Source organism: Geomonas subterranea, from assembly GCF_019063845.1.
GTDB classification, from domain to species: domain Bacteria; phylum Desulfobacterota; class Desulfuromonadia; order Geobacterales; family Geobacteraceae; genus Geomonas; species Geomonas subterranea.
In genome coordinates this window covers 3,492,402-3,514,356 of sequence record NZ_CP077683.1, presented here as the reverse complement: position 1 = coordinate 3,514,356, position 21,955 = coordinate 3,492,402, and the positions used below count along the sequence as shown (strand labels likewise).

Here is a 21,955-nt window from a genome sequence, read left to right as displayed (position 1 = left end):
GACCGGCCTCCGCCGTCCGCCGCCAGTCAGACTCGTCCGACAAAGAAAGGAAAAAGAACCAGCAATGACATTTGCAGCCATAAAAGATCACGTCCTCTCCGGGGGGCGCATCGGCGAAGCCGAAGCGCTCCTTTTGTTCCGGCACCCGAACCTCCTGGAGCTGGGCGAGCTGGCCCAGGCGGTGAACGAGCGGCGTAACGGCCGCAAGGTCTTCTTCAACGTCAACCGCCACATCAACCACACCAACATCTGTGTCAACCGTTGCCGCTTCTGCGCCTTCTTCCGCAGGCCCGGCGAGGCAGGCGCCTACCTGATGTCGCTCGACGAGGTGCGCGCCCGCGCCGAGGAGGCGCTCCAGCAGGGCGCCACCGAGATCCACGTGGTGGGCGGGCTGCACCCCGACCTTCCCTTCGAGTTCTACCTGGAACTCCTCGGCACCATCAAGTCGGTCTCCCCGGAGCTGCACGTGAAGGCGTTCACCGCGGTGGAGATCGCCTACCTGGCGGAGCTCGCCGCGCTTTCCATACCGCAGACACTGGAGAAGCTGAAGGAGGCGGGCCTCGGGTCGCTCCCCGGAGGGGGCGCCGAGATCTTCGCCCCGGAGATCCGCAACCAGCTCTGCCCGGAGAAGATCAGCGGCGCGCAGTGGCTTGCCATCATGGAGCAGGTGCACCACGCCGGGCTGAAGTCGAACGCGACCATGCTCTACGGGCACCTGGAGAGCGTCGAGGACCGGGTCGACCACATGCGCCAGCTGCGGGAGCTGCAGGACAGGACGGGCGGGTTCCAGGTCTTCATCCCGCTCGCCTTCCAGCCCGAGCATTCCCAGCTGAAGATCGGCGGCAGCGGCACCAGCGGCGTCGACGACTTGCGCACTTTAGCCGTCGGCCGCATCTATCTGGACAACTTCGCCAACGTCAAGGCCTACTGGGTCATGTTGGGCGAGAAGATTGCCCAGGTGTCGCTCTGCTTCGGCGTGAACGATCTGGACGGCACCGTGGTCGAGGAACGTATCGGTCATGAAGCCGGCGCCGACACCCCGCAGGCAATGAGCCGCGACGGCATCGTTTCCATGATCCGCAAGGCCGGCCGCGTCCCGGTCGAGCGCGACACCCTCTACCGCGAGCTCAAGGTTTATTGATTCCGCCCCCCGTCCACCGGGTCCACAAGGTCCATTGGGCAGACCGGGTACCCCCGTCGCCCTTTAGCCAAAGAAAGCCGCAGGTTCATCATGCTCAACACCATCACCGAAAAAGTCGCCGCCGGCGCCGACATCACCTTCGAGGAGGCGCTCTGGTGCCTGACCGAGGGGGATCTTCTTGCCGTCGGCCGCATCGCCGACTCCATCCGCCGCGGCATGCACCCCGACGGCTGCGTCAGCTTCGTCGTGGACCGCAACGTCAACTACACCAACGTCTGCGAGTCCCAGTGCAAGTTCTGCGCGTTCTATAGAAATCCCGATGCCGAGGACGCCTATCTGCTCCCCAACGACCAGATCATGGCCAAAATCCAGGAACTGGTCGACCAGGGAGGGACTCAGCTCCTGATGCAGGGGGGGCTGCACCCGTCGCTCGACATCACCTACTTCGACACGCTGTTCCGCGAGATCAAGAGCCGCTTCCCGAGTGTCCAGAACCATTCCCTGTCGCCGGCGGAGATCACCCATACCGCCAAACTCTCGGGGCTCTCCATACCGGAGACCCTCAAGCGTCTCAAGGAGGCGGGGCTCGACTCGGTCCCGGGGGGCGGAGCGGAGATTCTGGTGGACAGCGTGCGTGCCGAGATCTCGCCGAAGAAGATCGGCTGGCAGGGATGGGCGACCGTCATGCGCGAGGCTGCGAAACTGGGTATGCCCACCACCGCGACCATGATGTTCGGCAGCAAGGAGCGGATCGAGGACGTGGTCGAGCACCTGTTCCGGGTGCGCGAACTCCAGGCGCAGGGGGGAAGCTTCACCGCCTTCATCCCCTGGACCTACCAGCCCGGCAACACGGAACTGGGCGGGGAAACCGCGAGCGGCGTCGAATACCTCAAGGTCCTGGCCCTGTCCCGCATCGTGCTGCGCAACATCCCCAACATCCAGGCAAGTTGGGTGACGCAAGGGGCGAAGATGGCGCAGGTCGCGCTCTTCTTCGGAGCCAACGACGTGGGTGGCACCATGCTGGAAGAAAACGTGGTGGCGGCGGCGGGATGTCGCTTCCGCATTTCGCAGCAGCAGATGATCGACCTCATTAAGGGGGCGGGGTTTACGCCGGTCCGCCGCACCACCCTCTACCGGGAACTGGAGCGGTATTAGAGGCTGCCCCTTTGACTTTCTCATTGAATTCCGGTTATAGTCACAGATCGAATCCCAGCAAAGGAGTTGCCATGATCGCCCTGCGGCAAAACATCGCAGAGATGGCCGGCTACGTCCCGGGCTTCCAGCCCGAAGACGTCGCCTCCTACATCAAGCTGAACACCAACGAAAACCCGTATCCGCCGTCCCCGCAGGTGATCGAGGCCATCGGCACGGAGGTCGGCGAGGGGCTGCGCCGGTATCCCGACGCTGCCAGCCGTCTGGCGCGCGAGGAGGCCGGAAAGCTGTACGGTTTCGATCCCTCCTGGATCATCATGGCCAACGGCTCGGACGAGGTGCTCAACAACCTGATCCGCGCCTTCGCCGGCGAGGGGGAGGAGATCGCCTACATCCATCCCTCGTACTCCTACTACGGCACACTGGCCGAAGTCCAGGGTGCCAAGGTGCGCACCTTCGGCCTCACCGAGGCCTTCGAGCCGGAAGGGATCCCGGAGCGCTACGACGGCAAGCTCCTTTTCCTCACCAACCCGAACGCTCCGTTAGGCTTCACCTTCAGCCAAAACTACATCGCCGACCTCGCCGGGCGCATTTCCGGAATGCTGGTGGTGGACGAGGCATACGTGGACTTCGCGGAGGAGAACTCGCTGGAACTGGTGCGCTCCTACGAAAACGTGGTGGTGACCCGCACCTTCTCCAAGAGCTACTCCCTGGCGGGCATGAGGCTCGGCCTCGCCATCGCTCGCCCGGAGGTGATCGCCGCTCTCAACAAGATCCGCGACCACTACAACCTGGACCGCCTGGCGCAGGCCGCCGCCACCGCCGCGCTTCACGATCAGGGCTACTTCCTGGAGTGCGTGGCCAAGATCAAGGAGACCCGTGCCTGGTTCACCCAGCGACTGCTGGAGATCGGCTACCACGTCATCCCCTCCAGCGGCAACTACGTCTTCGCCACCCCTCCCGACCGGGACGGCACCCGCGTCTACCAGGGGCTGTACGACCGCAAGATCCTGGTGCGGCACTTCACCGACCCGAAGCTGCGTCACGGCCTGCGCATCACCATCGGCACCAGAGAAGAGATGGAGCGCACCGTGCAGGCGCTGATCGAAATAGGTCCGGGTCAGTAATTCCCGGATTTTTTCGGGGGATGCGGATCTGGACTTGTGTACAAGGTGAAAAAGTTGTAATCTTTGCGGCTGGCGCAGTCGCCGTGACCAGGACAGGTCTCAAAACACCAAATATCTCGCAAGCATACATAGATGCAGAAACGGACGGAACCATTTGCAGAACAAGAATAAAGCAACAAATCCCGCAGCGGCACATCTCGTCACCGACCAAAAAGCCCTGGATGAACTCGTAGCGCGGCTCTCGAAGGAGTCGGTGCTTGCCTTCGACCTGGAGGCCGACTCGCTGCACCACTATACCGAGAAGGTCTGCCTGATCCAGGTATCCTCCCCGTCGGAGACCCGCCTGATCGATCCGCTGGCCCCGGTCGACGTGCGGGCGCTGGCGCCGATCTTCGCCAACCCGGCCATCAAGAAGATCTTTCACGGCGCGGACTACGACATGCGTTCGCTGCACCGCGACTTCGGCATCGAGGTGGTCAACCTCTTCGACACCATGATCGCCAGCCAGTTCCTGGGCGAGAGCGAGTTCGGCCTGGCCGCGCTTTTGAAGAAGCGCTTCGGGGTTGAGCTGGACAAGCGCTACCAGAAGGCGGATTGGAGCAAGCGTCCTTTCTCCCAGGAGATGCTGGAGTACGCCATGAAGGACACCTCCCTCTTGATCGAGCTGTACCGTCAGCTCGAGGCGGAGCTGGTCGCCAAGGGACGTCTGGCCTGGGTTGAGGAGGAGTCCGAACTGGTGGCGGGGGTGAGATCGCCGTCGCGCGAGGGCGAGCTCATGTGCCTGCGCTTCAAGGGGGCCAACAAGATGAAGCCGCGCGAGCTGGCCGTCCTCGAGGAACTGCTCAAGTTCCGTGACGAGAAGGCGCGCATCGCGGACGTTCCCCCGTTCAGGATCCTCAGTAACGACCTGTTGCGCGAACTCGCCGAGAAGCAGCCCAGGAGCAACTTCGAACTGGTCGGCATTCACACCATGTCGTCCAAGCTGATCGAGAGGCTCGGGCGCGGGCTGCTGCAGGCGATCGCCAATGGCCTGGCCCTGCCGCAGGACAAGCTGCCGCAGGTGCAGCCAAACCGCCGTCCGGTTCTGGACCGGCTCCAGGACGAGAAGGTGAAGCGGCTGAAGATCTGGCGCGAGGCGAAGTCTGCCCAGCTTGGCCTGGGCGTGGGGCTGGTGGCGAACAACACGCTCCTGGAGGCGCTCGCCGAGCCGGGTTCCTCGCAGAACGCCCTCTTGAAGCGCTGGCAGCGCGAGGCGTTCGGTGATGAGCTGGCGTCGTTGGTGTCCTGAGCGTCAGACATAGCGGCATGAATGGGCGGGTTCCTTATGAGGAGCCCGCCCTTTTCAGTCCTATGAGCCCGCTTCCGTCTTGATTTCCATTAAAATGCCTTGTACAGGCGCACCCCTGTTGTATAACAATTAAGCTGTGACGAAGCGAGGCAGGGACGGAGGCGCGCCATGCTCCTGTACATAGGCACCAGTGGATATTCCTACACGGAGTGGAAAGGGAGTTTCTACCCCCGTGAGCTGCCGTCCCGGGAGATGCTGCGCTATTATGGCGGGCAGTTCAACTGCGTGGAAATCAACAACACCTTCCACCGGATGCCCAAGGATTCGGTGCTGGCGGGGTGGCGTGAGGAGGTGCCGGAAACCTTCAGGTTCGTGCTCAAGGCGCCACAGCGCATCACCCATGTCAACCGGCTGCGGGACGTGGCCGACACGGTCTCCTACTTCTTCGATGTCGCGGCGGTGATGGGGCGGCGCCTGGGTGCGGTGCTGTTTCAGCTGCCGCCCACTTTCAAGAAGGACCTCCCCCTGTTACGCGATTTCCTGGCGTTGGTGCCGCCGGGGCGGCGCGTGGCCCTTCAGTTTCGCCACCGTTCCTGGCTGGATGACGAGGTCTTCGCGCTCTTGCACAGAAATGACGCAGCGCTCTGCATCGCCGATGCCGAGGGGGAATTGGAGATTCCGGCCGTAGCGACGGCCACCTGGGGGTACTTGCGGCTGAGACGTCCGGATTACCCGGTGGAGGAACTGAGAGCGTGGGCGGAGCTGGTCCGCGGCAGGGGATGGAGCGAGGCCTTCGTCTTCTTCAAGCACGAGGACGAGGCGAAGGGACCGCTTTTCGCGCGCCGGTTCATGGAACTCGTTGCGGCGGGCTAGGCTGGGGATGTCGCGCCGGTTTCCCCTCCCTAACCCTCCCCCTCCAGGGGAGGGGGCAGTCGGCTATGAACTGGAAGGGGACCGGTTTCAGAGCTGGGCTGGGGCAGGGACTAACATATTCTTACGATTGAAGGATAAAGGAGGCACCGTGAGCATCTGGAGCGTAGCCAAGATCGCGGCGACCAGGATACCCTGGGGCAGGCTGGTAGAGAACCTTCCCGTGGTGATGGACATGGCCAACCGCGCCAAGGGAAGGCTGATGGGGGCGGGGTCCCCCAGCGACATAGAGGCCAGGTTGCACCAACTGGAAGAGGAGAACCGGAAACTGGAGCGGGCGCTCCTGGAAACCTCGGGGCACCTGCAGCTCACCATCAAAACCCTTAAGGTGGTGTTGGCCCGGGAGAAGCTGCTCATGGCGGTGGCGGGGGTGTCGCTGCTGGTGTCGATAGTCGCGCTCGTCGTCGCGCTCCGTTAGGTCCCCCTCCTCCCCTGACGGGAGGTGGGACTATGGGCAACTCTTCCCCCGGTTTTCCGATGGATCAAAGAAAAAGGGGGGCGGCCAGGCCGTCACCCCATGTCCCCCCAGTGGAACTGCAGTATGGAAACCAGTGCCAGTCCGGCCGTTTCGGTGCGCAGGATCCGCTTCCCCAGGGTCACCGGCGTGAAGCCGCAGGCGACGGCCGCCTCGACCTCTTCAGCACTCAGTCCACCCTCCGGCCCCACCACCACGGCCACGCTCTCCGGCGCCTGGTAGCGCTCCAGGCACTCCCGCAGCGTCGTCTTCTCTTCCCCTTCCCACAGTAGCAGCTTCACCGCGTGCCGCGTATCCCGCAGTACCTCCTTCAAGGTTCCGCCGATGACGGTCCGGGGTGCCGAATTCCGTCCTGACTGGCGCGCCGCTTCCTGCACGATCTTCTCGAAACGCGCCAGCTTGGCGGCCGTCTTCTCGCCCCGCAGCTTCACGACGGATCGCGTCGCGTCGAAGGTGACCACCTCCGAGATCCCAAGTTCCGTGCACTTTTGCAGGATCAGGTCGAGCTTGTCCCCCTTGGGAAGGCCCTGGTACAGCGTGATCCGCAGCCCCGGTTCCGGCCCGGGGGCGGCGGAGGTGGCGGCGATGCGGACGGTGAGGCTCTTAGCCCCGACCTCCTCGATCACGCCGCAGTGGCGCCTGCCGTCGTTATCGACAAGTTCCACCTCCGCTCCCTGCTTCAGGCGCAGCACGCGCGCCATGTGCCGGTACAATTCGCCGGTCACGGTGGCTTCCCCGTCATGGACCTCGTTATCTCCCAGGAAAAAGCTGCGCATCGGCTACAGCGGTTTTCTCAGGGTGATACAGGACCACTCCGCCTCTCTCGGGTTTTCCACGAGCTCAAGTGCGGGGAAGCCGGCACGGACGAATTCTTCCTTTTCGGTGAGGATGCCGGAGAGGATCAGCCAGCCGCCGGGAGCGACGCGGGAGGTGAGCTGGTCGGAAAGGCGTACCAGTTCCTCGGCGAGGATGTTGGCGACCACGACGGCATAGCCTCCGGGAAGCTGGGACAGATCGGTGGTCGAGGCTGTGACGACCCGGTCGACGCCGTTCAGCTCCAGGTTTTCCTGCGTCACCCGGACCGCCTCGGGGTCGATGTCGACGGCGGTGATTTCGGTGGCGCCCAAAAGCGCCGCGGCGATGCTGAGCACGCCGGAGCCGGTGCCGACGTCGAGGACCGGGTTGGGAAGCTTGGCGCAACCGGCGGCGAAGGCGATGCGCTCCAGGGATTCCAGGCACATCTTCGTGGTGGGATGGGCGCCGGTGCCGAACGCCATGCCGGGATCGATCTGGATCACCAGGTCCCCCTCGACCTGCTGGTACTCCTCCCAGGTGGGCTTGATCACCAGTCGCTTGCCGATGCGCACCGGCTTGAAGTGCACCTTCCAGTTGTTGGCCCAGTCCTCGTTCTTGATGATGGTGACCACGGGGGGGGTGTAGACGAAGCCGGGAAAGTCCGGCCCGTGCTGGGCCAGGAACTGCTCGATCTTGATGCGCATGTCCTCGAGCGAGTCGTCCAGGGGGAGGTACCCCTTCACCGTCTTGATACTGGTGTCCTCGAGGGTATCCAGGGTAAAGGTATCGAGGTGCAGGTTGTCCACGCCGACCCCGTTGCCGGTCAGTTCAACTAAAAAGTCAGCTAATGTGTCGACCATCTCGGCCGGGACGTCACAGGCGATTTCCGCCCAATCTGTAATCATAATGAGTTTGCTTCTCCTTTGGTGGGTGCGAATTGCCGGATTAAACTACCAGAGAAATAAAGGGAATGGCAATGAAAACCTTGACATCCAAAAAAACTAGGGCGTAATTATAATTAAAATTTTTCCGGCATCTGCCGATAATATTTTTACAGAAGCGTTTCCCATTAAATTTTAGTTTTGCCTAAAATGAAAAAACATGGTATATATCTAATGAGTTTCACGGGAGTGCCGGTAAGGCCTTGGTTGGACACAGTTTTTCGGGTGACAGTGGATGTATCACGTTTATTTACTTTCTGATGCGACCGGCGAGACGGTCGAGCGGGTTGCACGAGCCGCGTTGACCCAGTTCAAGGACGTGGATGTCCGTTTGCGCCGCGTCGGGCAGATCAGGAACCGCGAGGACATCCTCAAGGCCCTGGACGAGGTCGACCGCCTTCCCGGCATCATCTTCTACACCCTGGTCAACACGGAGCTGGCGCAGTTCGTCAGAAACGAGTGCGAGGCGAGGCAGCTGGACGCGGTGGACCTGATCACCCCGCTCCTCTTCAAGCTGGCCGAGTTCCTTGAGATGAGGCCTCAGAAGCTTCCCGGCTTGCAGTACGAGATGAACTCTGAGTATTACCGCCGCATGGAGGCGGTTGATTTTACAGTGAAGCAGGACGATGGCCAGGAACCCCGCAACCTGCACAAGGCGGACATCGTCCTGATCGGCGTATCCCGGTCCTCGAAGACGCCACTTTCCATGTACCTGGCCCACAAGGGGTACAAGGTGGCGAACGTGCCGATCATCCAGGGTATCGATCCTCCCCCCGAGCTGGAGGAGGTGGAGCCGGAACGAGTGGTCGGATTGATCATCGACACCCAGCGGCTGGTCGACATCCGATCCGCGCGGCTCAGGAATCTCAGGCAAAGCCCGCGCGGCAGCTATGCTGACTACAGGCAGGTCGAAGAAGAGCTCGCCTACTGCCGGCGTTTTTACCGAGCCCACCCCGCCTGGCTGGTTATCGACGTAACCAACAAATCGGTTGAGGAGTCTGCGGCGGAGATCTTGAGCAGGCTTCATGGTGATATCAGGTACGATTAGAGGTCGACATAATTACAAAGAGAGGGAATCAACATGAGAATTTTGGTGGTTGAAGATGAGAAAAAGGTTGCCAGCTTCATTAAGCGCGGGCTCGAGGAGGAGCAGTACGAAGTCCACACGGCCGCAGACGGTGAAGAGGGGCTTAAGCTTGCGCTGGAGAAGCCGTTCGATCTGATCGTGCTGGACTGGATGCTCCCGAAAAAGGACGGCCTTTCCGTGCTGAAGGAACTCAGGGAGCGCAAAAACGTCACCCCGATCCTGATGCTCACCGCGAAGGACTCCGTGGAAGATATCGTTGCGGGTCTGGACTCCGGTTCCGACGACTACCTGACCAAGCCGTTCGCCTTCGCTGAACTGCTCGCCCGCGTACGTGCGCTGATGAGAAGGAGCGAGCTCGACCGCGGCGCCGAGATCCGCTTCGCCGACCTGCGTCTCGACCCGGTTACCCACAAGGTGTGGCGCAAGGACAAGGAGATCGATCTCACCGCGAAGGAGTACGGCCTGCTCGAGTACTTCATGCGCAACCCGCACCAGGTGCTCACCAGGACCATGATCGCCGAGCACGTCTGGGATTACACCTTCGACAGCTTCACCAACATCATCGACGTGTACGTGAACTACCTGCGTAAGAAGATCGACCGTGAAGCCGACAAGAAGCTGATCCACACGGTGAGGGGCGTGGGCTACATCCTCAAAGAAGAAGAGTAGCAACCCGCCACATAGCGAAGTCCGACCAACGGACCTCTCCTGGCCGCAGCGGCCCGGGAGAGGTCCGTTTTCGTTTACAGATCTCATGGGTGGGCGAGGCTTGACAAACTAATGGTGCAGTATTAGCTTTACCGTACTCAAATCCCAGGAGGTAGCCATGCAGGCAGCAATCGTTGCAAGATTTCTGGTGTTTAGCTTATTTCTCTCCTCCGTTTTCTCCTCCGTCGCGGGCGCCGCGACGCTCACCCCCGACTTCGCGAAGCTCGCCAAGAAGCTGAAGCCCGCTGTAGTCAACATCAGCACCTCCAAAACCATCGCCATGAAAAAGCGGCAGCATCCCGGCGGTGATCCCTTTCAGGAGTACTTCGAGAAGTTCTTCGAGGCACCGCGCCAGCAACCCCACAAGCAGCAAAGCATGGGGTCCGGCTTCATCATCAGCGATGACGGCTACATCATCACCAACAACCATGTGGTGAAGGACGCCGACGACATCAAGGTGAAGCTCTCCGATGGCCGCGAGTACAAGGGCGAGATCAAGGGGCGCGACGACAAGCTCGACCTGGCCCTGGTGAAGATCGACACCAAGGCGCACCTGCCGGTGGCTCCCTTGGGCGACAGCGACAAGATGGAGGTGGGCGACTGGGTCATGGCCATCGGCAACCCCTTCGGCCTGAGCCAGACGGTTACCGCCGGCATCATCAGCGCCCAGGGGAGGGTGATCGGCAGCGGCCCCTATGACGACTTCATCCAGACCGACGCCTCCATCAACCCGGGCAACTCCGGCGGGCCACTCTTCAACACCGACGGCGAGGTCATCGGCATCAACACCGCCATCGTCGCCGGGGGGCAGGGGATCGGTTTCGCCATTCCGATCAACATGGCCAAGGAGATCCTGCCGCAGCTCAAGGAAAGTGGTAAAGTGACCCGCGGCTGGCTCGGCGTCTCGGTGCAGATGGTGACCCAGGACCTGGCCAAATCCTTCGGGATGGAGAGCGAGCAGGGCGCCCTGGTGGCCGAGGTGATGAAGGAGAGCCCCGCCGAGAAGGCGGGCCTCAAGGGGGGTGACATCATCCTCGAGTACGACGGGCACACCATCAAGGATATGGCCGAACTGCCGCGCCGTGTCGCCGCAACCCCGGTTGGCAAGAAGGTCAAGCTCGTGGTGCTGCGGGACGGCAAGCAGGTGCCGCTCCAGGTGACCGTCGAGAAGCTGAAGGACGGCGGGGAGGACGAGGATGCTGCCGTCTCCGGCGACCGCCTCGGCTTGAAGGTCGCCGACCTTACCCCCGAGCGCGCCCAGCAAATGAGGTTGCAGGGGGAGAAAGGGGTGCTGGTCACCGACGTACAGCAGGACAGCATCGCCGAGAGGGCCGGCATCGTGGAGGGAGACCTCATCAGGGAGATCAACGGCGTGCGCATCTCGGGCGTTAAGGACTACAGCAAGGTGATCGCCAGCGTGAAGAAAGGCGGCTACTTGAAGATGCTGCTCAGGAGAGGGGAAGCCTCGCTGTTCGTGGCACTCAGGCTCGACTAGGCGCAGTATTGAGTACGGAGGAAACACACAGAAGGGGGGATCCGGGTGCCGGATCCCCCTTTTTTACGTCATTGCCCCATACCCTCTCCCGGAGGGAGAGGGGAGACTTTAAAGGGAGCCTTGCACCCCGGCAAAGGCCTCCGCTACCTCGCGGCGCAACTCGTCTTCGGCACCCAGGTGCCTCGGTGAAAAGTGGAACGGGATGACCCGCGCAGCCCCCGCCTCGCGCGCCAGTTGACCCGCCTGGCGGGCCGTCAGGTGGGCGCGCTCTCGGGCACGCTCGGCATCCACGTCAAGGAACACCGCCTCGATGAAGAAATAGTCGGCCCCGCGCGCCAGCTCCACGATGCGGCGGCGGTTGTCGGGGGTGAAGGCGGTGTCGGTCACGTAGGCGATCTTCTCTCCCGGCACCACCTGCAGCACCTTTTCCTTCAGTTCACCGATGGTGAGCCGCCGCCCTTCGGACCCGTCGGGCAGGGATGCGGTTACCACGGTGTCATCCGCTTCGCCGCGCAGCACGGCCCGCTTTACCTCCGACAGCCACGGCCCGACCGGGAGCCCCAACTCCACCAGGTGGTTCTTCATGAAGTTCACGTGCAGCTTCTCCTCGAAGGAGTAGGCGAGGCAGGGGATGCTGTGCTCCAAAAAGGCGACCCGCAGGAGCAGGTTCTCCTCTTCCAAAATCACGCCGTCACTGATACGGAGCGTTTCCTCGTCTTCCCGCGCGAAGACCCGGCGGGAGCTGAACCGGGCGCGGACCCCGCTGCCATCGGGGTGGAGCTCGGTAACGGTGATGACGAATTCGGTGGGGTAGCTCTGGATCAGGTTCCAGCTGTAGGAGGCGAGGCGGTGCTCGACCTGGCGCAGGATGCCGGGGGGGCCGAAGAGGCGCAGAGCCATGTCACGCCCCAGCATGATGCGCAGCATCAGGTCGAAGCCGATGAAGTGGTCGATGTGGGTGTGGGAGATGCAGACGTCGCTTAAGCGCAGGATCTTGCGGGGACCGAGACGGTGGATCTCCCCGAGGTCGAAGAGGAGGGCGCGCCGGGCGAACTGGAAATCGACGTAGACGCCGGGGTCCCCGAAGGGAGGGTTCACCAGGGTGGGGAGGAAATGGGGAGTCATGCGTGCCTCCGGAACCGTGGATACGGGGAGTGGCGAGCCATCCTCTGCTATATATCCATAGGGGGCAGGAGCGCAAGACGAAAAAAAGGGGACCGTTGCCGGATCCCCTAATTTCTTATAGCAGCTCTCTCCGCCCTGTCGTTTGGTTTGGGGGCCTCACAGCGAGTTCCCATTCAGGTGGGCTCCTGTAGACCGCTTCAGGCAATTCCCGCGCAATGGGGCAGCTCACCACGGTCGAAACAGGCTCCCGTACAATAAATTATTCCGCAGGGGCTTTAATAACCTCACGGGCACGGCAGAGAGAGCGTGTAGTGGCTGTATTGTAGATCTGTGCTTATGAGAAATCAACCTTGTTTTCTTTAATGACAAACGCCCTCATGCGGGTCCCAAACCTGTTGCAATTTTGCCGGGTTGACGTACAATGCGCCAAACCGAAACCCTTTAATAAACGGGAGGCAAGATGCGTCTTAAGGATGAACAGATCGCGCGCCTGGCGGAGAAGGTGCTGGGGGACCTGGAGCGCGCTCAACTGGTGCAGCAGAAGCAGGGGCGCGGCGCCGTACTTGCGGGGATCAAGGCCGCCATCGCCAAGGACATCAAGCAGGAGGAGGACCTGGAGCGCGACGCCGAGGCGCTTTTGGAGCAGACGCTGAAGGCCGTGGGAGGCCAGGGGATCGACCGGCACAAGATGCTCAAGATGGTCAAGGACAAGCTGGCCAAGGAGAGGAAGATCGTTCTGTGATTGACCGGTCCGCCGGCAAGCCATCCAAGGAGAGATTATGCATATCTCGGAAGACCGCATTTCCCATATAGCCCACAAGATCTACGACAAGCTCTACAACGACGACCTGGCCGATTTCCCGGACGAGCGGCGCGCCCTCGACGCCATCAAGGACGCGATCTCCGGGTTCTTCTCGATCATGGAACAGGTGGACCAGGCGGTGCGCGCGAAGCTCGCATCCTACAGCCAGGCGAAGGTCCCGGGGAGCCGGGAATGGGAGATCCTGTACCAGAAGTTTTACGCCGAGGAGTTGGCAAAAAGAAAGTGGTGACAAGGGGATAGCTGCATGAAAATTATTTTGCAGACCACCCTTGATTTTTAGGGTCATGCTGTTTATATTTAGCAGGCGTTTAGCACTCAGCAGTTTTGAGTGCTAATATTTTTTTCAATATCAAGAGATCGGTGCATCTCAAGGAAAGGAGAGGAAAGCATGAATCTTAGACCGCTGCAGGACCGTATCATCGTGAAGAGGGTTGAGGAAGCTACCATGACCGCCGGTGGGTTGTACATCCCGGAAACCGCCAAGGAAAAGCCGCAGCAGGGCGAAGTCGTGGCAGTCGGCAACGGGAAGAGGGGCGAGGACGGCAAGGTTTACCCGATCGATCTGAAGGTGGGCGACAAGGTGCTGTTCGGCAAATATGCAGGGAGCGAAGTGAAGCTCGAAGGTGAGGATTTCCTGATCATGCGTGAGGATGACATCCTCGGCGTCATCGAGAAGTAATTCCGGGAAAGATCCCGTCACACGTTCCGCGATCTAGAATCAATTCCCAAGGAGGATATTCAATATGGCAGCAAAGATCATCAAATTCGACCAGGAGGCGCGTAACAGCATCCTCAAAGGCGTCAACACCCTGGCAGATGCAGTTAAAGTGACCCTGGGCCCCAAGGGGCGCAACGTCGTCATCGAGAAATCCTACGGCGCTCCGCTCATCACCAAGGACGGCGTCACCGTCGCCAAAGAGATCGAGCTCGAGGACAAGTTCGAGAACATGGGCGCGCAGCTGGTGAAGGAAGTCGCTTCCAAGACCTCCGACGTCGCCGGCGACGGCACCACCACCGCTACCGTGCTGGCCCAGGCCATCTACCGCCAGGGCTCCAAGCTGGTCGCCGCGGGGCACAACCCGATGGAGATCAAGCGCGGCCTGGATCAGGCTGTAGAAGTGCTGGTCGGCGAGCTGAAGAACATCTCCAAGCCGATCAAGGACCACAAGGAAATCGCCCAGGTCGGCACCATCTCCGCCAACAACGACAAGACCATCGGCGATATCATCGCCCAGGCCATGGAGAAGGTCGGCAAGGAAGGGGTCATCACCGTCGAGGAAGCAAAGGCGATGGAGACCACCCTTGAGACCGTCGAGGGTATGCAGTTCGACCGCGGCTACCTCTCCCCGTACTTCGTGACCGATCCGGAGCGCATGGAAGCGGCTATGGACAACGTCGCAATCCTGATCCACGACAAGAAGATCTCCAACATGAAGGACCTCCTCCCGGTGCTCGAGCAGACCGCCAAGTCCGGCCGTCCGCTGCTGATCATCGCCGAGGACATCGAGGGCGAGGCTCTGGCGACCCTGGTGGTCAACAAGCTGCGCGGCGTGCTGAACGTCTGCGCCGTCAAGGCCCCGGGCTTCGGCGACCGCCGCAAGGCGATGCTCGAAGACATCGCCATCCTGACCGGCGGCAAGGTGATCTCCGAGGAAGTCGGCTTCAAACTCGAGAACACCACCCTCGACATGCTGGGCCAGGCCAAGAAGATCACCGTCGACAAGGACAACACCACCATCATCGACGGCTACGGCTCCGAGGCTGACATCCAGGGCCGCGTGAAGATGATCCGCGCCCAGATCGAGGAGACCACCTCCGACTACGACCGCGAGAAGCTCCAGGAGCGCCTGGCGAAACTGGTCGGCGGCGTCGCCGTGATCAAGGTCGGCGCAGCTACCGAGGTCGAGATGAAGGAGAAGAAGGCACGCGTCGAGGACGCTCTCCACGCGACCCGCGCGGCCGTCGACGAGGGGATCGTCCCCGGAGGCGGCGTCGCTTACCTGCGCGCCCTCAAGTCCCTCGACTCCCTGCAGCTCGCTCCGGAGCAGCAGTTCGGCGTCAACGTCATCAAGCGCGCCCTCGAGGAGCCGATCCGTCAGATCGCCCAGAACGCCGGCGTCGACGGCTCTATCGTGGTCGACAAGGTGAAGAACGGCAAGGATGCTTTCGGCTACAACGCTGCCGATGACATCTACGTCGACATGATCGAGGCCGGCATCATCGACCCGACCAAGGTCTCCAGGAGCGCGCTGCAGAACGCCGCTTCCGTGGCCGGTCTCATGATGACCACCGAGGCCATGATCGCCGACAAGCCGAGGGAAGAGCCGGCGATGCCGGCAATGCCGGGCGGCATGGGCGGCATGGGTGGCATGGGCGGCATGATGTAAGCCCTGCAGGTCAAAAGCAGCAATCAAAAGGGAGTCGGCCTTCGAGCCGGCTCCCTTTTTTTATACCGGCATCGGGTGTGTCGGCGTCCCTTGCGGGGGCCTTCACGCGGCATCCGGCGAAGGGGGAGGGCGTCCGGCTCATGAGGGCACAGTCTTTACAAAACATAAGCGAAAGCGTATGCTTGCGGCGATAGGGTGGGGACCAATGAGAGGACGGATACCGGCTGGCGAGGAGCGGCATGATCGATCAGGGAGTTGACCAACTTGACGGCGTGGGCAAGGAAGAACTTGCCTCTGTGACCCAGATTGTTCTTGGGATGACCAAGACGTCGAAGGCCCTCCGGATCTATCTGCCCAACAATCCGGTGCTGATCGGCTTCATCTCGGACCTTGGTACCAAGATGACGGTGCACCTGGCGCGTTACGGCGAGCTCTCCCTCGACGTGGAGCAGTTCGTGCTGCGTTATCAAGGGGGCCAGGTCTACGAGAACAGGGATCCCAAAGAGAGCATCGCGAGCCGTCTCCATGCCGACGGCATCAGGATCCTGTTCTTCGATCAGGGGGTGGAGCCGGCGGAGATCGTGGCGTTTCTCGGGGTGCTCGGTTTCGAGCGCGCCAGCAGCGACGACGACGTGGTGACCCAGCTTTGGGAGCGCAACCTCCAGCACATCGGGTACCTCACCGAGGATGATTTCAGCGATCCGTACCTCATGACCGAGGACGACACGGCGCACCAGCAGCGGGACGCCCTGGAGCGGATCCGGCAGTCGCTGGTCGAGCAGCCGCCTCCCGCGCCACGCATGATTCCCAAGCACCTGCTCATGCTCACCGCTGAAGAGGAGGGGTGGCTGCGTAAGGCGCTCGACGTGGAAGGGCGCTGCAACGGACTCGATGACGTGATCGGCATCCTCGCAGCAATAGTGAGCGAGGTTCAGGAGCCGGAGCTTTTCGCCGACTTCACCGCCATCCTCGGCAACTTGACGGTGAACCTGGTGGTAGCCGGAGACATCCCCCACGCCCTCAAGCTGGCCCGGTTTCTTGACCGCCTGCAGAAGCTGCCGATCACCGCGCCGGAGCAGCGGCACCAGCTGGCGGCTGCCCTGGCGGGGATACTCTCGGATTCGACGGTGGAGGTGCTCAAGGTGGCGCTCGACACCTCCGAGGCGGGTTTCGACTACGGGGAGCTGAAGGAGCTGCTGCTGATCCTGGGCATCCCCGCGCTCGGGGCGATCTGCGAGCTGCTCGGGCGCGTGGAGAAGCTCAAGGTGCGCAAGCTGATTGTCGAGGTTCTGGTGGAACTGGGGCGGGAGGATCCGGCTGTGTTCGAGCCGTTCCTCAACGATCCGCGCTGGTACCTGGTGCGCAACGTGGTGCTCATCCTTTCCCTGATTGGCACGCCGGCAGCGCTCAAGATGATCCTCGGGCTGATCTCGCATCGTGAGCCGCGCATCCGGCGCGAGGTGCTGGGGTTTCTGGAGCGCACCGCCGACGCCAAGGCCAAGACGTATCTCCTAAAGTACCTGCGCGACGAATCGAGCGCCCTGCGCGTCAAAGCCCTGCAGGTACTGACCCGGGAGAGGCTTTCCTTCGCGCTGAAGCCCATCCTGGCGCTTGCCGGAGGTGACGACTTCCACGATCGACCCTTCGAGGAAAAGAGGGAGATCTTTCTAGCCATGGGAGAGCTGGGACAGGAAAGCGTGCTCCCGATGTTGCGCGACCAGCTGATGAAGCGCTATTGGTTTCAGAAGGGAAATGAGAAGGAATCCGTGCAGCTTGCCGTCCTGGGGCTGGGACGTGTCCGGAGCAGGTCCGCGCTGCAGCTCCTGGAAGAGGCCCGCAGCCAGAAGAAGGGAGGCGAGGTGCGGTCCGTCCTGGATCAGGCGATCGCGTCCCATCCGGCGCGGCACGGAGCACAGGCTGGACGAGGTGAGGTAGCGCCATGACGCTTGAGATGGATCGGGATCACTCTGTAGACGAGCTGGCGCGGCTGGGGAAGACCCTGGTGTCGCATTTCTTCGTCCTGCTCAAGAGTTCGGTCAATTACGGTGCCGGCCACGCCGCCATCGTGCAGCGCGTGGGCAACCTCCTCGAGGTGGTGCGGTCCATCGCCGGGAAAGATGACGATGCATCACTCATCCTCAAGGGGGGACATCTCTACCTGGGAGAGCTCAGGCTCAGACCCGACATCGCCACCTTCGAGGGGCCCCGCTACGTCATGGAGCTGATGCGGCGCCATCACCTGGGGAGGATCACCTTCGGTCCGGGCGTGACCAGCGCGGACCTGCAGCGTTTCGTGTACCTGCTGCAGGAGCCGCAAGAGGATGAGTCAGAGGCCTTCCAGAGGTTACTGGAGGCGGTGCAGCAAAGGGGGATCGGCAACCTGGAGCTCGACCTGCTGCGCGAGGACGAGGTGCTGACCATGACGCCGCAGCTCAGGCGGATCAGGGGGCCGGGGGACAAGGTGCGGCCGCTGTACCGCAAGCTCCTCTCGACCATGGACGAGGTGGCGGCCGAGGTGGCATCCGGGCGCAGACTGCGCCTGCGGGAATCGAAGCGGGTGGTGCAGCAGATCATCGACCTCCTTTACACGCACGAAACCGACCTCCTTGGGCTCAGCACCATGCGCTCCCATGACAGTTCCTCGCAGCATCACGCCGCAAACGTCTGCATCCTCTCGCTTTTGGTGGGAAAACGGATCGGGATGAACAAGTTCCACCTCTGCGAACTGGGGCTCGCAGCTCTCTTCCACGACATCGGCAACTGTGACGTTCCGGCTGAGATACTGGACAAACCGGGCGAGTTGTCGGCAGGGGAGCGGGAGCTGATGGAGAAACATCCGCTGTACGGGGTGAGGAAGGTGATGAAGCTGAAGGGGCTCGATGACCTGACCGCCCGCATCATAACCGGGATCTTTGAGCATCACCTGATGGCTGACTTCTCCGGGTACCCGCGCGTGGGATACCGGAAACTTGGCCTTCTTGGGCGGATCATCAGCATCGCCGACAGTTACGACGGGCTTACCTCCTCGCGGGTCAGCGGCCGGGCCGCCTACGCTCCGCACAAGGCGCTCAGGGTCATGCTGTCGCAAAGCGGCAAGTCCTACGACCAGGCTCTCCTGAAGGTCTTCGTCAGTTGCGTGGGGATTCATCCGGTGGGGTCGCTGCTGCTTCTGGACGAAAAGGACATCGCCGTGGTGGTGGGAAACAGCGAGGACCCGGCCCAGTGGGACAACCCGCTGGTACGCATCATCGCCGACCGCGAGGGGCGCGAAACGGAGGGGGGAGAGGTGATTGCCCTCGGCTCACCCGGCTCCCCTCAGACCATTACCGCTATTTTGGATCCCTACCTCTACGACCTCGACGTGAGCAGGTACTTCTAGTCGTAAACGACACGCAGCAATGGCGCCGTGTCCACTGTTGTATCATCTATTTCGACCCGTCCCGGAGCAGATGGGACGATGTCCTGAGATATGCGGAGCTGGAAGGTCGGCAGGGGCGTCAACGCAGCTTCAAGGAACAAGGAAGTCACCGGAATTGTAATGAATTTACCACGGTCGGAGGGATATACATAGAAGCTGACTACCCTTGGAGTGAAAGCCGGCCTGTCGTAATCAGCAGGTCCCAGTACCGGCTGAAACGGAACAAGTTCAATAAGCATCGGTACTCTGGATGCGTCGGTGGAAACGTCATTGATAAAAAGCTCAATACTTGCCGACACTACCCTTGCAGGTGCCGGTATCAGCTCACCTGCTAACGGGAATTCGATGAACGCCCGGTACTCATCATTGACGAGCGGGTCCAGCCCCGCAAATAATCTTGTGGCGGGTTGGACCACTTGTAAAGTCTGGGCGTCGAGGTTTTCCCTGATGTATCCGTCGATATTGGGATCGCGGAGTATCTCTTGTACCCTGCGCTCGTTGCCTCCTCCGCATCCTGCCAAAGCCACAAGCACCGCCGCCAGTACCAGCCACAAAATTCTCTTCTTCATGTAGGCCTCCTTTTCTCCATCCCAATTAAAAGCCGCCCGGATCAGGACCAGCAAATGGTAACAGAGGATAGGAAAATTTAAAGTCAAGCGCAACATTGAAACTGCCACTTCGCTTTTTCAATCCCCGCCATAATACCTCTTCCCTTGGTTGCAGAAATAAAAGCTGTGGGTACAATTCATTTGCTAATTTTCTAATGTATTCGCAGCAGTAACGAGCTTAACGGCTGCTCGGCACGGCTTGTACCTGCTGACACCGCCTGCGGGCCCTTTCCCGTAAAGACTTTGCAAAAGTAAAGGGAGGGGGGGTATAATTTTTTTGGATGTCAAAATCAATTAAAACAGAGACCGCAGCTTAATAACACGCGGAGGGAAACCATGACTGCCAAGAACGAAACGCTCCGTCAGCACCTGGCCGCCGTCAAGGCGGGAGAAAGGGTTTTTGAAAACGCCTTCCAGGGGATCATCCGGATGATCCTGGAGCCGGGGTTCGAGAAGGTCGTCGTCAACGGGAAAACGACCTACGACTTCAATATCTTCCGGACCGGACGCAAGCACACCATCGGCATGTACGACGAGATCAACAGCTTCGTCTCGTTCGTGAAGGACGCCGCCGAGGGTGGCTCCAGTAAGGAGATGGCGTTCGTGCTGGTCGGCGAGCCCGGCAACGGCAAGACCTTCTTCGTGGAGTTCCTCTGCGGCAAGTACCGCAACTTCCTGCAGGGGCGCAACCGCAAGTACAGCTTCCGGTTCCTCAACATGGAGCAACTCGGCAACTACGGGCGGATCCGCGAGATCGACTCGGAGACCTACGAGGACCCGATGATCCTGGCCATGAACCTCTTCGAAGATCCGGAGGAAAGCCGCCGCTTCATCGGGGAACAGGGGTTCTCCGACGCGGAGATCGAGACCCTGTACCGCAATTACCGCCCCCTTGGGGCGAGCACCGGCTATATCCTCAATGAAATCCGGCAGTACCACGACAACGACCTGGAAAAGGTCCTGGAGAGCATCGCCATCCTCCCGGTACCGATGAGCGAGAGCCTCGGGACCCTGACTGGCAAGTATCCGGCCAAGGATAAGATCACCTCGTCCGCGGTGGACCTCCTCGGTGAGGAATCGATCCAGCGCCTTTTGCACCTCTCCGATACCAACAACCCGTACCGTTTCGACCTGCGCCGCGGCGCCCTGGCCCGCGTGGCGGGGGGCGGTATCCACTTCTCTGACGAGATCTTCAAGAACAAGAAGGACCTGGTGCAGGTCTACCTGGGCGTGATCCAGAACCGCGCCATCGAGATCGACGGCTACAAGTGGCCCATCGACTCCATGATCATCGCCACCAGTAACAACTCCGAGTTCAACCGCTTCCTTGCGGAGAAGGAGGAGGCGCCTATCGTGGACCGCTGCAGGATCTGCTACGTCTCGCACAACACGAACTACCGGATGCAGGAAGGGCTCACCGCCTATGCCATCGGCGGCGAATCGAAGACCACCCTCACCAAGGAAGTGCTGCACCAGGATCCGAACCTGAACTACGCCGCCTCCGTCGGGGTCGTGCTCACCAGGCTCCCGAGGTCCGAGAAGCTGACCCCGATCGAGACCATGAAGCTTGCCGCGGGCGAGGTGGCCGGCGAGAAGAGCATCAAGGCGCTGGCCGAGGTCATCGACACCCTGGGGCAGGAGCCGGACATCACCAAACGCTTCGGGCAGCGCGGCCTGGGGCACAGGAGCCTCGGCCGCAGCATACAGATCCTGAAGGAAAGCTCGGAGACCAACGAGGGACGCTGCATGGTGGCCTATGACGTTTTCAGGAGCCTGGAGCGGGTCGTGCTCGACTACGTGGTGGAACCAAACGAGCGCGCCAAGTACCTCGAAGACCTGAAGACCGGCAAGAAGCTCTACCGTGAGCGGATCATGACCGAGATGTTCAACGCCTACATGGACGAGCCCTTCGCCATCAAGAAGGACGTGCAGAACTACGTCAACATGATCATCGGCATCGACGCCGAGAACCTCGGCCCGGACCGGATGTGGAAGTACAAAGACCCGCAGACCGGCGAGCTGAAGGCGCTCAAGATCGACGAGCGTTACGTGAAGAGCGTCGAGGAGCGCATCGGCCTTAAGACCGAGGAGCAGCGTGCATCCTTCAGGACCTCGATCCGGAAGATCTACGGCCAGAAGATATCGGTCGACCCGAGCTACGACTTCATGGACAACCTTGAGCTGGTGAAGGCGGTCACCGACGTGCGGCTGAAATCCGATATAGCGGGCGCCGGGAGCCTGATCGGGGCGCTGGCCAACCGCACCAACGAGGAAAACCAGAAGCTCTACGACCGGATGATCGTGACCATGCTTGGGAAACTGGGCTACTGCCGCACCTGCGCCCAGAAGACCATCGAGTACTTCTGCACGCAGGAGGATGAGAGCTAGCAGGGGCGCCTGTTCGCGGTGAGGGGGCGAATAATTATTCGCCCCTACAGAGGCCCCGACCACCATG

The 21,955-nt window shown here is 61.3% G+C and carries 20 protein-coding genes and 1 other RNA gene; 16 read left to right on the top strand and 5 right to left on the bottom strand.

The genetic code is table 11. The annotated features are described in order from the left end of the window. The first annotated feature begins 64 nt into the window (after positions 1 to 64). From mqnE to KP001_RS15275, 6 genes are all read left to right on the top strand, one after another. On the top strand, positions 65 to 1,141 hold the full coding sequence (mqnE, locus tag KP001_RS15300; RefSeq protein ID WP_217286456.1) for an aminofutalosine synthase MqnE: 1,077 nt from the start codon (positions 65 to 67) through the stop codon (positions 1,139 to 1,141). A 90-nt stretch (positions 1,142 to 1,231) separates the two neighbouring features. Beyond that, positions 1,232 to 2,296 carry a cyclic dehypoxanthinyl futalosine synthase gene (gene mqnC, locus KP001_RS15295; RefSeq protein WP_217286455.1) on the top strand — a complete coding sequence of 355 codons (1,065 nt, stop codon included), beginning with the start codon at positions 1,232 to 1,234 and terminating at the stop codon, positions 2,294 to 2,296. Between the two features lie 71 nt (positions 2,297 to 2,367). After that, complete coding sequence (gene hisC / locus KP001_RS15290; RefSeq protein WP_217286454.1) at positions 2,368 to 3,420, top strand: histidinol-phosphate transaminase; 1,053 nt, start codon at positions 2,368 to 2,370, stop codon at positions 3,418 to 3,420. A gap of 154 nt (positions 3,421 to 3,574) precedes the next feature. Beyond that, positions 3,575 to 4,708 (top strand): ribonuclease D, encoded by a 1,134-nt coding sequence (locus tag KP001_RS15285; RefSeq protein ID WP_217286453.1) that lies wholly within the window; start codon positions 3,575 to 3,577, stop codon positions 4,706 to 4,708. A gap of 168 nt (positions 4,709 to 4,876) precedes the next feature. Beyond that, a complete protein-coding gene (locus KP001_RS15280) occupies positions 4,877 to 5,581 on the top strand; it encodes a DUF72 domain-containing protein (protein WP_217286452.1) in 705 nt (234 codons plus the stop codon). 148 nt (positions 5,582 to 5,729) lie between these two features. Next, entirely contained in the window at positions 5,730 to 6,056 is a 327-nt protein-coding gene (locus KP001_RS15275) for a hypothetical protein (protein WP_217286451.1), read from the top strand. A 92-nt stretch (positions 6,057 to 6,148) separates the two neighbouring features. Here the strand turns inward: KP001_RS15275 and KP001_RS15270 are convergent, their stop codons facing one another. Next, positions 6,149 to 6,889 carry a 16S rRNA (uracil(1498)-N(3))-methyltransferase gene (locus KP001_RS15270; protein WP_217286450.1) on the bottom strand — a complete coding sequence of 247 codons (741 nt, stop codon included), beginning with the start codon at positions 6,887 to 6,889 and terminating at the stop codon, positions 6,149 to 6,151. 3 nt (positions 6,890 to 6,892) lie between these two features. Beyond that, a complete protein-coding gene (gene prmA, locus KP001_RS15265) occupies positions 6,893 to 7,813 on the bottom strand; it encodes a 50S ribosomal protein L11 methyltransferase (RefSeq protein ID WP_217286449.1) in 921 nt (306 codons plus the stop codon). A gap of 271 nt (positions 7,814 to 8,084) precedes the next feature. Between prmA and KP001_RS15260 the strand changes: the two genes are divergently transcribed. From KP001_RS15260 to KP001_RS15250, 3 genes are all read left to right on the top strand, one after another. Then, positions 8,085 to 8,897 carry a pyruvate, water dikinase regulatory protein gene (locus tag KP001_RS15260; protein ID WP_217286448.1) on the top strand — a complete coding sequence of 271 codons (813 nt, stop codon included), beginning with the start codon at positions 8,085 to 8,087 and terminating at the stop codon, positions 8,895 to 8,897. Positions 8,898 to 8,930: 33 nt separating this feature from the next. Next, a complete protein-coding gene (locus KP001_RS15255) occupies positions 8,931 to 9,605 on the top strand; it encodes a response regulator transcription factor (RefSeq protein WP_183344735.1) in 675 nt (224 codons plus the stop codon). 157 nt (positions 9,606 to 9,762) lie between these two features. After that, entirely contained in the window at positions 9,763 to 11,139 is a 1,377-nt protein-coding gene (locus tag KP001_RS15250; protein ID WP_217286447.1) for a DegQ family serine endoprotease, read from the top strand. A 108-nt stretch (positions 11,140 to 11,247) separates the two neighbouring features. On the opposite strand, the gene KP001_RS15245 is transcribed toward KP001_RS15250, so the two are convergent. Together KP001_RS15245 and ssrS are read right to left on the bottom strand one after the other, a co-directional pair. Beyond that, complete coding sequence (locus tag KP001_RS15245) at positions 11,248 to 12,264, bottom strand: ribonuclease Z (RefSeq protein ID WP_217286446.1); 1,017 nt, start codon at positions 12,262 to 12,264, stop codon at positions 11,248 to 11,250. Between the two features lie 123 nt (positions 12,265 to 12,387). Then, positions 12,388 to 12,569: non-coding RNA, 6S RNA (ssrS, locus tag KP001_RS15240), on the bottom strand. 155 nt (positions 12,570 to 12,724) lie between these two features. On the opposite strand from ssrS, the gene KP001_RS15235 reads away from it, so the two are divergent. The 6 genes from KP001_RS15235 to KP001_RS15210 all read left to right on the top strand — a co-directional run bounded on the left by KP001_RS15235 (position 12,725) and on the right by KP001_RS15210 (position 18,853). Beyond that, positions 12,725 to 13,006 carry a DUF507 family protein gene (locus KP001_RS15235; protein ID WP_217286445.1) on the top strand — a complete coding sequence of 94 codons (282 nt, stop codon included), beginning with the start codon at positions 12,725 to 12,727 and terminating at the stop codon, positions 13,004 to 13,006. A 37-nt stretch (positions 13,007 to 13,043) separates the two neighbouring features. Continuing rightward, complete coding sequence (locus KP001_RS15230; RefSeq protein WP_217286444.1) at positions 13,044 to 13,316, top strand: DUF507 family protein; 273 nt, start codon at positions 13,044 to 13,046, stop codon at positions 13,314 to 13,316. A gap of 159 nt (positions 13,317 to 13,475) precedes the next feature. Then, positions 13,476 to 13,766: a co-chaperone GroES gene (groES, locus tag KP001_RS15225; protein WP_216509180.1), complete on the top strand. Its 291-nt coding sequence runs from the start codon at positions 13,476 to 13,478 to the stop codon at positions 13,764 to 13,766. A 64-nt stretch (positions 13,767 to 13,830) separates the two neighbouring features. Further along, positions 13,831 to 15,474, top strand: coding sequence for a chaperonin GroEL (groL, locus tag KP001_RS15220; protein WP_217286443.1), 1,644 nt, complete (start codon positions 13,831 to 13,833; stop codon positions 15,472 to 15,474). Positions 15,475 to 15,713: 239 nt separating this feature from the next. Beyond that, positions 15,714 to 17,417, top strand: a complete 1,704-nt coding sequence (locus KP001_RS15215) for a HEAT repeat domain-containing protein (RefSeq protein ID WP_217286442.1) — start codon at positions 15,714 to 15,716, stop codon at positions 17,415 to 17,417. Continuing rightward, positions 17,414 to 18,853 (top strand): HD-GYP domain-containing protein, encoded by a 1,440-nt coding sequence (locus KP001_RS15210; RefSeq protein WP_217286441.1) that lies wholly within the window; start codon positions 17,414 to 17,416, stop codon positions 18,851 to 18,853. The genes KP001_RS15215 and KP001_RS15210 overlap by 4 nt, the downstream gene beginning before the upstream one ends. On the opposite strand, the gene KP001_RS15205 is transcribed toward KP001_RS15210, so the two are convergent. Further along, positions 18,850 to 19,461: a hypothetical protein gene (locus KP001_RS15205; protein ID WP_217286440.1), complete on the bottom strand. Its 612-nt coding sequence runs from the start codon at positions 19,459 to 19,461 to the stop codon at positions 18,850 to 18,852. The genes KP001_RS15210 and KP001_RS15205 overlap by 4 nt on opposite strands. A gap of 375 nt (positions 19,462 to 19,836) precedes the next feature. On the opposite strand from KP001_RS15205, the gene KP001_RS15200 reads away from it, so the two are divergent. After that, a complete protein-coding gene (locus KP001_RS15200; RefSeq protein ID WP_217286439.1) occupies positions 19,837 to 21,888 on the top strand; it encodes a serine protein kinase PrkA in 2,052 nt (683 codons plus the stop codon). Positions 21,889 to 21,955: the final 67 nt, after the last annotated feature.

Excerpts from the sequence above, each read along its gene's own strand:
- mqnC (WP_217286455.1), top strand. The coding sequence starts at position 1,232 with ATGCTCAACACCATCACCGAAAAAGTCGCCGCCGGCGCCGACATCACC.
- KP001_RS15215 (WP_217286442.1), top strand. The coding sequence starts at position 15,714 with ATGATCGATCAGGGAGTTGACCAACTTGACGGCGTGGGCAAGGAAGAA.
- KP001_RS15205 (WP_217286440.1), bottom strand. The coding sequence starts at position 19,461 with ATGAAGAAGAGAATTTTGTGGCTGGTACTGGCGGCGGTGCTTGTGGCT.
- KP001_RS15280 (WP_217286452.1), top strand. The coding sequence starts at position 4,877 with ATGCTCCTGTACATAGGCACCAGTGGATATTCCTACACGGAGTGGAAA.
- KP001_RS15230 (WP_217286444.1), top strand. The coding sequence starts at position 13,044 with ATGCATATCTCGGAAGACCGCATTTCCCATATAGCCCACAAGATCTAC.
- KP001_RS15235 (WP_217286445.1), top strand. The coding sequence starts at position 12,725 with ATGCGTCTTAAGGATGAACAGATCGCGCGCCTGGCGGAGAAGGTGCTG.
- KP001_RS15250 (WP_217286447.1), top strand. The coding sequence starts at position 9,763 with ATGCAGGCAGCAATCGTTGCAAGATTTCTGGTGTTTAGCTTATTTCTC.
- groL (WP_217286443.1), top strand. The coding sequence starts at position 13,831 with ATGGCAGCAAAGATCATCAAATTCGACCAGGAGGCGCGTAACAGCATC.
- KP001_RS15200 (WP_217286439.1), top strand. The coding sequence starts at position 19,837 with ATGACTGCCAAGAACGAAACGCTCCGTCAGCACCTGGCCGCCGTCAAG.
- mqnE (WP_217286456.1), top strand. The coding sequence starts at position 65 with ATGACATTTGCAGCCATAAAAGATCACGTCCTCTCCGGGGGGCGCATC.
- hisC (WP_217286454.1), top strand. The coding sequence starts at position 2,368 with ATGATCGCCCTGCGGCAAAACATCGCAGAGATGGCCGGCTACGTCCCG.
- KP001_RS15270 (WP_217286450.1), bottom strand. The coding sequence starts at position 6,889 with ATGCGCAGCTTTTTCCTGGGAGATAACGAGGTCCATGACGGGGAAGCC.
- KP001_RS15245 (WP_217286446.1), bottom strand. The coding sequence starts at position 12,264 with ATGACTCCCCATTTCCTCCCCACCCTGGTGAACCCTCCCTTCGGGGAC.
- prmA (WP_217286449.1), bottom strand. The coding sequence starts at position 7,813 with ATGATTACAGATTGGGCGGAAATCGCCTGTGACGTCCCGGCCGAGATG.
- KP001_RS15260 (WP_217286448.1), top strand. The coding sequence starts at position 8,085 with ATGTATCACGTTTATTTACTTTCTGATGCGACCGGCGAGACGGTCGAG.
- KP001_RS15255 (WP_183344735.1), top strand. The coding sequence starts at position 8,931 with ATGAGAATTTTGGTGGTTGAAGATGAGAAAAAGGTTGCCAGCTTCATT.
- KP001_RS15210 (WP_217286441.1), top strand. The coding sequence starts at position 17,414 with ATGACGCTTGAGATGGATCGGGATCACTCTGTAGACGAGCTGGCGCGG.
- groES (WP_216509180.1), top strand. The coding sequence starts at position 13,476 with ATGAATCTTAGACCGCTGCAGGACCGTATCATCGTGAAGAGGGTTGAG.